Source organism: bacterium (genome assembly GCA_018814885.1).
Classification (GTDB): Bacteria; Krumholzibacteriota; Krumholzibacteriia; order LZORAL124-64-63; family LZORAL124-64-63; genus JAHIYU01.
Window position 1 is genome coordinate 1 of sequence record JAHIYU010000012.1, and the last position, 6,974, is coordinate 6,974.

Annotated in this window: 10 protein-coding genes; 7 read left to right on the forward strand and 3 right to left on the reverse strand. The window is 68.3% G+C overall.

What is annotated here, in order from left to right:
* From sufD to KJ554_00690, 4 genes are all read left to right on the forward strand, one after another.
* Positions 1 to 1,059, forward strand: a 1,059-nt coding sequence (gene sufD / locus KJ554_00675) for a Fe-S cluster assembly protein SufD (protein MBU0740844.1), incomplete at its 5' end; no start/stop codon positions are given.
* On the forward strand, positions 1,056 to 2,351 hold the full coding sequence (locus KJ554_00680; GenBank protein MBU0740845.1) for a SufS family cysteine desulfurase: 1,296 nt from the start codon (positions 1,056 to 1,058) through the stop codon (positions 2,349 to 2,351). The genes sufD and KJ554_00680, both read left to right, overlap by 4 nt.
* An 8-nt stretch (positions 2,352 to 2,359) precedes the next feature.
* Positions 2,360 to 2,821: an SUF system NifU family Fe-S cluster assembly protein gene (locus tag KJ554_00685; GenBank protein ID MBU0740846.1), complete on the forward strand. Its 462-nt coding sequence runs from the start codon at positions 2,360 to 2,362 to the stop codon at positions 2,819 to 2,821.
* 1 nt (position 2,822) lies between these two features.
* The gene (locus tag KJ554_00690; GenBank protein MBU0740847.1) at positions 2,823 to 3,140 is read left to right on the forward strand and encodes a metal-sulfur cluster assembly factor; all 318 of its coding nucleotides are present in this window, start codon (positions 2,823 to 2,825) and stop codon (positions 3,138 to 3,140) included.
* A 28-nt stretch (positions 3,141 to 3,168) separates the two neighbouring features.
* On the opposite strand, the gene KJ554_00695 is transcribed toward KJ554_00690, so the two are convergent.
* From KJ554_00695 to KJ554_00705, 3 genes are all read right to left on the reverse strand, one after another.
* Positions 3,169 to 3,399: a hypothetical protein gene (locus KJ554_00695; protein MBU0740848.1), complete on the reverse strand. Its 231-nt coding sequence runs from the start codon at positions 3,397 to 3,399 to the stop codon at positions 3,169 to 3,171.
* A complete protein-coding gene (locus tag KJ554_00700) occupies positions 3,396 to 3,704 on the reverse strand; it encodes a hypothetical protein (GenBank protein ID MBU0740849.1) in 309 nt (102 codons plus the stop codon). The genes KJ554_00695 and KJ554_00700 overlap by 4 nt, the downstream gene beginning before the upstream one ends.
* Before the next feature lie 129 nt (positions 3,705 to 3,833).
* Positions 3,834 to 4,907 carry a hypothetical protein gene (locus tag KJ554_00705; GenBank protein ID MBU0740850.1) on the reverse strand — a complete coding sequence of 358 codons (1,074 nt, stop codon included), beginning with the start codon at positions 4,905 to 4,907 and terminating at the stop codon, positions 3,834 to 3,836.
* Between the two features lie 132 nt (positions 4,908 to 5,039).
* Here KJ554_00705 and KJ554_00710 point away from each other — a divergent pair, with 132 nt between their 5' ends.
* The 3 genes from KJ554_00710 to KJ554_00720 all read left to right on the forward strand — a co-directional run.
* Positions 5,040 to 6,218, forward strand: a complete 1,179-nt coding sequence (locus KJ554_00710; GenBank protein ID MBU0740851.1) for a Re/Si-specific NAD(P)(+) transhydrogenase subunit alpha — start codon at positions 5,040 to 5,042, stop codon at positions 6,216 to 6,218.
* Complete coding sequence (locus KJ554_00715; protein MBU0740852.1) at positions 6,218 to 6,496, forward strand: NAD(P) transhydrogenase subunit alpha; 279 nt, start codon at positions 6,218 to 6,220, stop codon at positions 6,494 to 6,496. The genes KJ554_00710 and KJ554_00715 overlap by 1 nt, the downstream gene beginning before the upstream one ends.
* An 8-nt stretch (positions 6,497 to 6,504) precedes the next feature.
* Positions 6,505 to 6,974 (forward strand): NAD(P)(+) transhydrogenase (Re/Si-specific) subunit beta (locus KJ554_00720; protein MBU0740853.1); only part of this gene is annotated, 470 nt, incomplete at its 3' end.

Here is a 6,974-nt window from a genome sequence, read left to right on the forward strand (position 1 = left end):
GTCGCCGTCGCCGCCGGCGCGGCCGCCGCCGCCAGGATCGTGCTGCGGGCCGGTACCGCGCCCGTGGTGAACGTGTCGCCCGAAGCTGCGGCGGCGGGGCTGGCCGTGACGCCCATCGTCTCGTCCGACGACCTGGCCGCTCATGCCGGCGACGAGGAAGGGGCGGCGTTCGAACTGTTCCGTGGTCTCAACGAAGCCCTGTGGAATTGCGGCGTGAGGATTATCGCGCCGCGCGGCGCGGTTCTCGGGGCGCCGATCCACGTCCGGGTGCAGGCCGGCGCCGGCGCCGTCCTGCCGCGGATCGTCGTGGAGGTCGGGGAAGGCGCCGAGGTCACGCTCGTCGAGGAACATACGGGCGGTCGGCTGGGAACGCGTGTGGTCGGCCGCACGGAACTCGTCGCCGCCGCAGCCGCGCGCCTGCACCACGTCCTGGTGCAGCGCTGGGAGGACGGCGTCAACGGGCACCTGACGGCCCGGGCCCGCGTCGGGCGCGAAGCCGATCTGCTGACGACCTTCGCCTCTCTGGGCGGGGACCGAGCCAAGGTCGAGCTCTTGACCGATCTCGCCGGCGAGGGAGCGCGCAGCGAGATGATGGGCATCGCGTTCGGCACCGGGAACCAGCGCTTCGACCATCACACCCGGCACCGCCATCTCGCATGCAACACCTGGAGCAACATCGACTTCAAGGCCGTCGCCGACGGGAGTTCCCGCAGCAGCTATACCGGCCTGATCCGCATCGAAGAAAAGGCGCGGGCGAGCGAGGCCTACCAGGAAAACCGCAACCTCCTGCTCTCCAGCGCGGGGCGGGCCGATTCGATCCCGGAGCTGGAGATCCTCAACGAGGATGTCTCGTGCAGCCATGGCGCCACCGTCGCGCCGGTCGACCCCGCCCAGGTGTTCTACCTGCAGTCGCGCGGCCTCGCGCCCGGCGAGGCCGTACGGCTGGTGGTCCAGGGATTCCTGGCGAAGGCAATCGACCGCCTGCCCGACGGTACGCGGGAGGCCGTCGCCGGCCTGGTCGATTCGCGCCTGGAGGGGTTGCGGGGGAGAGCGGCATGAACGTCGAACGCCACGCCTGCCTGCCGGGTCTCGCCGGGGCCGATCCCTGCCAGGGACAGCAGGGTGATTGTGTCCGCTGCGGCGGCATCTTCACCGATCGCTTTCCCGTTTTGAGACGATCGATCAACGGCCATAAACTGGTCTACCTGGACAACGCGGCGACGACCCAGAAACCGGAATCCGTCATCGCCGCCGAAGCCCGCTACTACCGCCGCCACAACGCCAACGTGCACCGGGGCATGCATGCACTGGCCACCGAGGCCACCGAGCTCTACGAGTCCTGTCGCCGGCGCGTGGCCCTGCTGCTGGGCGTGTCCAGGCCCGAACAGGTCGTGATCACCGGGGGGACCACCGCGTCTCTCAACCTCGCCGCCTTCGGCCTGAGCCACCACCTGAACCCGGGCGACGAGATCCTGTTGACCGAGATGGAGCACCACGCGAACCTGGTGCCCTGGATCGCGCTCGCCCGCCGCGAGGGGTTGCTCCTGCGCCACCTGCCGTTGACCGCGGACGGCGGGCTGGATCTGGGGGCACTGCCCGAGATGCTGAGCGACCGCACCCGGATCGTGTCGCTGGCCTACACTTCCAACGTGCTCGGCACGATCAACCCAGTGGCCGAGATCGCGGCGGCGGCCCACCGCAGGGGCGCCATCGTCATCGCCGACGCCGCCCAGGCGGTCGGCCACCTGCCGCTGGACTTCGCGGCGTCGGGGGTCGATCTGCTGGCCTTTTCGGCGCACAAGGCCTACGGACCCATGGGACTCGGCTTCCTGGTGGGTACCCCGGACGCCCTGGCGAGGCTGGAACCCGTGCAGTTCGGGGGCGAGATGATCGATACGGTCAGCCTGGACGAGGCCACCTGGGCCGAGGTGCCGCACCGCTTCGAGGCGGGCACACCGAACGTGGCGGCGGCGGCGGCCTTCCCGGCGGCGCTGGACCTGCTGGGGGAAGCCGGTCTCGAGCGCATCCGCACCCACGAGATCCAGTTGACCGGATACGCCCTGGAGGCCTTGAAGGGATTCGACGGTCTGACCGTCTACGGGCCCGACGATCCCACCCGCCGCGGCGGCCTGGTCTCCTTCCACGACGAGCGGGTGCACGCCCACGATCTGGCCCAGCTGCTCGATGCGCGGGGCGTCGCCATCAGGGCGGGGCACCATTGCGCCCAGCCTCTGCACGGTAGACTCGGCGTGACGGCCACGGCCCGCGCTTCGTTCGGCATCTACAATTCGCACGACGACATCGACGCCATGGTCGAGGCCATCGCGTACGCCAGGGAGGTGTTCGCATGAACGCCGGCATGGACGATCTCTACCGGGAAGTGATCCTGGACCACCATCGCAGCCCGCGCGGCGCGGAGAAACTGGCCGCGCACGACGTCGAGGCCTCGGGCAAGAACCCGTCGTGCGGCGACGAGGTCACCCTTCAGCTCGGTTTCGACGGCGAGCGGATCTCGAGCGTGGCGGTCCTCTCGCGGGGCTGCGCCATCGCCACGGCCAGCGGCTCGATCCTGGCCGAGCTGGCGGTCGGGCGGACCCTCGCGGAGGTTGTGAGGCTGGCCGAGACCTTTCGCGGGCACATGCGCGGCGACATCCCGGAACTACCCGACGCGCTGGACACTGGCGATCTCGAGGTGCTGACCGGCGTGCGCAGGTTCCCCGCGCGCGTCAAATGCGCCCTGTTGCCGTGGCTGACCGCCCTGGAGGCGGTCCGTGCGCGCGGGCAGGGGCGTGCGGTCGGCGTCTCGACCACGGAGGTATGAAGTGGCGACCCCGAGCCGAAACACCATCATCGAGGCCCTGCGGCCGGTCATCGATCCCGAGCTGAACATCTCCGTCGTGGATCTGGGACTGATTCGCGGCGTGGAGATCGAGCCGGACGACGGCAGCGTCCAGATCGACCTGACCCTGACCAGCCCCATGTGTCCGCTGGGGCCGGAGATCGTCGCCGCCACGCGCAACGCCGCCCTGGGCGTCGACGGCGTGAGGTCGTGTTTTGTGGATCTGGTGTGGAGCCCGCCCTGGGATCCGCGCGCGGACGCCACCGAGGACGTCAAGGCGGAACTGGGCATCTGGGATTGAATCAGCCGGTTGGCCGCCCGCTTCGGCTTCAGTCGCGGCGTTTGCCCGTTTCTTTCCTGATCCGCCGCAGCGTCACCGTGATCACGAACAGCAGCATGATGGCCGAGAATTCCAGCAACCGGCCGGGTTCATAGTTGATGAAGCTCAACGTCTGACCGTTCAGGTTGGCGATCTTTTCGAACACGGCCAGGAAGAAGAACAGCATCGCCACGATGAACATCATGCGGCTGAAGACGCTCATCCAGGTCTCGATCCTCATGACCCACCTCCCACATCGCTCGTCAGGGCGGACATCGCTTCGCCGCGCGGGAAGGTACGCACGCGGTCCAGTTTGATCTGCCAGGTGGTCCGGTACAGCGGCACGTGTGTCATCGACCCGGTCTCCGGGTTGCTGAACCAGAGTTCGTAGTAGCCGGTCTCCTTGTACTCGGTCACGGCGACGAGGTGTCCCCAGTCTGCGGGTACGTCCGTGAAATCGACCAGGCCTGCCTTGTCGCCTTCGAGGGGAGCGCACGAGAGGGCAGTGACCACAAGAAGTGCCAGAAGCGGCAATGACCAGCGCATGACCTCTCCTTTCGCGAGGTTGAAGGTAAGACGGACGATGATGTGATGATATCCGATTTCACAACCCGGGTAAACAGGTATCGCGCAAGCCGGCCGGCCACGCGCGGCGATCCCGCCGGGCAGGGCGCCTCACTCCACCCAGCGGGTGACGAAGATGTTGGTGTCGTGCGGCCCGGAGTTGTGCCGGTTGCTGCCGAAGACGAAGGTCTCGCCGTCGGGCGCCCACAGGGGGAAGCCGTCGAAGCCCTCGCTGTAGGTGATGCGCTCCAGGTTCGTGCCGTCCAGGTCGACCATCCACAGCTCGAATTCGCGTCCCCGCGGCGCGGGGTGGTTGCTGGCGAAGATGATCTTCTCGCCCGAGGGATGGAAGAACGGCCCGAACGAGGCGCAACCGAGACTTGTGATCTGTTGCTGGCCGGCGCCGTCGGCGTCCATGATCCAGATCTCCATGACCGACGGGCGCACCTTCTGGTCGGCCAGCAGGCGCCGGAAGTCGTCCAGCTCGGGACCTGGGGCGGGATGGTGGCTGCGATAGACGATCCGCGTCCCGTCGGGGGAGAAGAAGGGGCCGCCGTCGTATCCCGGCGTGCGTGTCAGGCGCCGGATGTCGCCGCCGTCGAGGTCCATGGTGTAGATGTCCAGGTCGCCGTCGCGGGCGGAGGTGAAGACGATGGTTTCGCCGTCGGGGGAGACCGTGGCCTCGGCGTCGTAGCCGGAGGTGTCGGTCAGGCGGACCAGTGCTCCGGTCTCGAGGTCCAGCCTGACGATGTCGTAGTCGGCGAAGATCCCCCACACGTAACCCTGGCTCATGTCCGGCGGTTGGGGGCATGCCGGTCCGGCGAGGTGGGTCGTGGCGTAGATCACGTACCGGTCGTCGCCGGTGAAGTAGGCGCAGGTGGTCCGGCCCTCGCCGGTCGACAGCAGTTCGGGGTTGCCGCCGCCCGTGGGCATGACCATGATCTGGTCGCACGCGAAGGGCGGACGCGTGGTCTGGAAGACAAGCCGCTGCGCGTCGTAGCTGAAGTAGGCCTCGGCGTTCTCGCCCCCGTCGGTGAGCATGTGCAGCACCGAGAAATGCGTCTCGCGGGGGTCGGGCAGGTAGTGGCGGGGCAGCGGCTTGCCGCCCGCCTGCGCCAGGGGGGCGGCCAGCAGGAGGCAGGTGGTTACCAGGCCGATGGTCGTGCCTTTGTCCCGAGTTGTCATGTCGGCTCTTTCAGATTAGAATGGTCTCGATTATGACGTACCGGACGGCAATGTAGTATAGAGAGCGTGACGGGACAAATCAGCAACGCAGGATCAATACGTAGGCCGATCGATCGATGAGGGGAGTCGCACATGATCGTTGGAGTTCCCAGGGAAATGTCCGCCGGAGAGAGGCGGGTGTCGCTCGTGCCCTCTGCGGTCCAGGTGCTGGTCAAGGCCGGGCTCGAGGTCCTGGTCGAGGCGGGCGCCGGCGAGGCGGCCGGGTATCCCGACCCGGCGTTCGTGGCACGGGGGGCCGCGCTGGTCTCCCGCGAGGACGTGTTCGCCAGGGCGGACATCGTGCTGCAGGTGCGCGGCCCGGGCGCCGGCACCGGGGCGGCCGCGGCGGACCTGGCCATGTACAGGCCGGGGCAGGTCGTGATCGCCATGCACGATCCTCTCGGCGCGCCGGAGATGGTCAAGGAGCTGGCCGCGCGCGGCGTGACGGCCTTCTCGCTGGAACTCGTGCCCCGTATCACGCGCGCCCAGAGCATGGACGTCCTCTCCTCCATGGCGACCGTCGCCGGCTACCAGGCGGTGCTCGTGGCCGCGGAGACCCTGCCCCAGCTCTTCCCCATGCTGATGACCGCCGCCGGCACCCTGGCGCCGGCCAAGGTCTTCGTGGTCGGCGTGGGCGTGGCGGGTCTGCAGGCCATCGCCACGGCCAAGCGTCTCGGCGCGGTCGTCGAGGCCTACGACGTGCGGCCCGCCGTCAAGGACCAGGTGCTCAGCGTCGGCGCCAAGTTCGTCGAGTTCGACCTGGAGACCGAGGGGGCCGAGGACAAGGGTGGTTACGCCAGGGAGCAGAGCGAGGACTTCATCCGGCGCCAGCAGGAGCAGATGAAGAAAGTGGTCGCCCGCAACGACGTGGTGATCACCACGGCCGCCATACCCGGCAAGCCGTCGCCGGTGCTGGTGACGGAGGAGATGGTCGCGGCCATGGCGCCGGGCTCGGTGATCATGGACCTGGCCGCCGAGCGCGGCGGCAACTGCGCCCTGACCCGGGCCGACGAGACGGTCGTGGCCCACGGCGTGACCATCCTCGGGCCCACCGATCTGGTCTCGCGCAAGCCGCGCCACGCCAGCCAGATGTTCGCCAAGAACGTGGAGACCTACCTGCTGTCCATGATCGACGAAGGCGCCCTGACCTTCGACCTGGAGGACGAAGTGGTCGCCGAAACCCTGTTGACGAGGAACGGCGAGGTCGTGCATCCGCGCATCCGCGGTCTGCTCGGCCTCGAGGTCGCCGGTACGGAGGGAGGAGAGGCCTGATGGACGCGTTAGTCGCTGCGATCACCGTGTTCGTGCTGGCGGTATTCGTCGGTTTCGAGATCATCACCAAGGTGCCGCCCACCCTGCACACGCCGCTGATGTCCGGCTCGAACGCCATTTCCGGCATCACGCTCATCGGCGCGGTGATCTCGTCGCGCGCCGACAACCCGAAGTTCGCCACGGTCCTGGCCGTGTGCGCCGTCGCCTTCGCCACCATCAACGTCATCGGCGGCTACATGGTGACCCACCGCATGCTAGACATGTTCAAGAGGAAGTAGGTGAGGGTGTGAACGAATTCAAGATCGATGCTGGTTGGGTGAACCTCGTCTACGTGCTCGCCTCGATCCTCTTCATCTCTGGCCTGAAGGGGCTCACCCACCCGCGCACGGCGGTGCGCGGCAACCTGACCAGCGCGGTGGGCATGCTGCTGGCGGTCGTCGTGACCCTGCTGGCCAACGGCCTGGGTTACCATTACATCCTGCTCGGCTTCGTGGTCGGCGCCCTGATCGGCGCCGTGGCGGCCACGCGCGTGCAGATGACGCAGATGCCCGAGATGGTGGCGCTGTTCAACGGTTTCGGCGGCGGCGCGTCCGCCCTGGTCGCCGGGGCGGCCTTCATGATCGCCCTGTCGCAGGGGCGGGCGCCGGCTCTGCAGATGACCGTCGCCACCGGCCTGTCCGGCCTGATCGGCGCGGTGACCCTGACCGGCTCGCTGGTCGCCTTCGGCAAGCTGGCCGGTCGCCTGCCCGGCGGACA

Coding starts and splice junctions, on each gene's coding strand:
- KJ554_00680 (MBU0740845.1), top strand. CDS start 1,056: ATGAACGTCGAACGCCACGCCTGCCTGCCGGGTCTCGCCGGGGCCGAT.
- KJ554_00685 (MBU0740846.1), top strand. CDS start 2,360: ATGGACGATCTCTACCGGGAAGTGATCCTGGACCACCATCGCAGCCCG.
- KJ554_00695 (MBU0740848.1), bottom strand. CDS start 3,399: ATGAGGATCGAGACCTGGATGAGCGTCTTCAGCCGCATGATGTTCATC.
- KJ554_00700 (MBU0740849.1), bottom strand. CDS start 3,704: ATGCGCTGGTCATTGCCGCTTCTGGCACTTCTTGTGGTCACTGCCCTC.
- KJ554_00705 (MBU0740850.1), bottom strand. CDS start 4,907: ATGACAACTCGGGACAAAGGCACGACCATCGGCCTGGTAACCACCTGC.
- KJ554_00710 (MBU0740851.1), top strand. CDS start 5,040: ATGATCGTTGGAGTTCCCAGGGAAATGTCCGCCGGAGAGAGGCGGGTG.
- KJ554_00715 (MBU0740852.1), top strand. CDS start 6,218: ATGGACGCGTTAGTCGCTGCGATCACCGTGTTCGTGCTGGCGGTATTC.